Here is a 1353-nt window from a genome sequence, read left to right as displayed (position 1 = left end):
CGGCGGCGATGCCGTCGCGCCAGCCTGTGGGGGGGGCGCGCAGCACCTCCAGCCGGTCGAAGGCGCCGCGGCTGCGCAGCGCCTTGCCGCCCAGCCACCAGGGCCGCATGGCGGCGCGGTAGCGGCCATAGCCGCCCAGCAGCTCGTCCCCGCCCTCGCCCGAGAGCACCACCTTCACCTCCTGCCGGGCGCGGCGCGCCAGGAACCAGGTCGGGATGATGGCGTAGTCGGCCGCCGGGTCGTCCATGGCGGCGACGATCTCCGGCAGGTGCCGCCACACCTCGGCCTCGGAGACGGTGATGCTCTCATGCCGCGCGCCGACCGCCTGGGCCAGCGTCGCGGCGCGCTCGCGCTCATCGGCGGCACCCGCCACGTCGAAGCCGGCGGTGTAGGCGCGCACCGGGCTGTCATTCAGCCGCGCCATCATCGCCAGCACGGCGGCGCTGTCGGTGCCGCCGGAGAGGAACAGGCCGTAGGGCACGTCGCTGCGCTGGTGCAGATCGACGCTGGACTGGAAGGCGGCATCGAACGCCGCCAGCGCCGCCTCCTCGGTGGTCGCCACCGGCCCGCCCTCGGGCAGGGCGGCGCGGCGGCGGCGCTCCAGCACCCTGCCTTCCGAGATCGCCACCGTCTCGCCCGGCAGCAGGCGGGTGATGCCCTCGAAGATGGTCTCGGCGCCGGTGGTGAACTGCATCTGCAGCAGCTCGGCCCGCGATTCGGCGCGGATGCGCGGCGCCACCAGACCGGCGCCGATCAGCGCCTGCGCCTCGGAGGCGAAGGCGATGCCCTCCGACGTCTCGGCCAGGTAGAGCGGCTTGATGCCGAAGGGGTCGCGCGTCAGCACCACCTGCCGCGCCGCGCGGTCATGGATGGCCAGCGCGTACATGCCGCGCAGCCGGTCGGCGAAGCCCAGCCCGTCGCGGCGGTAGAGATGCAGCGGCGGCTCGCAATCGCTGCCGGTGGCGCAGCCGAGCTGGTTCTCCTCGCGCAGCTCGCGGTAGTTGTAGACCTCGCCATTGCCGACCAGCGCGGCCGGGCCGGCAAACAGCGGCTGGTCGCCGGTGGCCAGGTCGATGATCGCCAGGCGGTTGTGCGCCAGCGCCACCTGGCCGGCGACATGGTGCCCCGCCCCGTCCGGGCCGCGATGCGCCAGCGCGCCGATCAGCCTTTGCAGCAGCGCCGCGTCCGGTGTCGCGCCGGGTTTCAGGATCAGGCCGGCAATGCCGCACATGGGGGTTCAGGCCGCTCCGCCCGGGGTGGGGCCACCGGCCGTGGCCGGGGCAGGCGCCACCTGTTGCAGGAAGCCGCGCCAGCGCGCAAGCACCGGCGCCTCGGCGAACTCGGCCAGATAGG

The 1353-nt window shown here is 74.6% G+C and carries 1 protein-coding gene; it reads right to left on the bottom strand.

Translation table 11 applies throughout. The features are described 5' to 3' along the window. Nucleotides 1-1231 (bottom strand): asparagine synthase (glutamine-hydrolyzing) (asnB, locus tag HMPREF0731_RS20845; protein WP_007006215.1); only part of this gene is annotated, 1231 nt, incomplete at its 3' end. Between the last annotated feature and the right edge of the window lie 122 nt (nt 1232-1353).

Origin of the sequence: Pseudoroseomonas cervicalis ATCC 49957, from assembly GCF_000164635.1 — a bacterium.
Classification (GTDB): domain Bacteria; phylum Pseudomonadota; class Alphaproteobacteria; order Acetobacterales; family Acetobacteraceae; genus Pseudoroseomonas; species Pseudoroseomonas cervicalis.
The sequence above is the reverse complement of the archived record's forward strand: the minus strand, read 5'-3'. Positions and strand labels throughout refer to the sequence as shown.